Genomic DNA, 712 nt, shown 5'->3' with positions numbered 1-712 from the left:
CGGAACTGCCGGACGGCGACACAGGCAAGTGGGTCCTGCGTACCGTGGACGGATATTTCAAGATCAACAGCCTGGCGGACGACGCATTGTCCATCGCCCTGGAGAACCAGGACGAGGAAGGCCGCGTGGAGCTGACGGAAGCGCCGGATAGCTGGTACAGCGCGCACTATACGCTGAACAGCACCCGTTTCGACTATGATATCTATCCGGATAAGATTGTCGATGGCGCCTATACCATGACGGCGGAGGACGGCGAAGAGCTGTATTCCTCCTATGAAAACCGCACCTGGCGTTTGACGGAAGACATTTCGGAGCTGCCGCAGTATACGGCGGAAAATATGCCGATCTCCGAAGCGCTTTACAACCTGACGATGCAGGAAGTGCTGGAGAACATCTTCACGGAGAAAAGCCACATCACGGGCGAGCCGATCGAAGTGTTCTACACCGGCGCGAATTGGCCTAAGGTTTGGACGCGCGACACGGCGATGTCCGTCCAGTATGCGCTGGCGTGGGCGCTGCCGGAGCAGTCCAGGAACAGCCTGCTGCAGAAGATCCAGGGCGACCCGCGGGAGTGGACGGAAGACACGGGCACGGGCGGCTCCTATCCGAACTCGACGGACCGCATCATCATGGCTCTGGCAGGCTGGGAGATCTATCTTGCCACGGGCGATACGGAATTCCTCGAGACCATTTACGATGTGACGGCCTATAC

The 712-nt window shown here is 58.8% G+C and carries 1 protein-coding gene; it reads left to right on the top strand.

Features of this window, described 5'->3' with window-relative positions; all coding sequences use genetic code 11:
- On the top strand, window positions 1-712 hold a 712-nt coding region (locus tag B5F54_RS17855), incomplete at both ends, for a hypothetical protein (RefSeq protein WP_207651992.1).

Source organism: Anaeromassilibacillus sp. An250 (assembly GCF_002159845.1).
GTDB lineage: Bacteria > Bacillota > Clostridia > Oscillospirales > Acutalibacteraceae > Anaeromassilibacillus > Anaeromassilibacillus stercoravium.
This window is presented reverse-complemented; position numbering and strand designations above follow the sequence as displayed.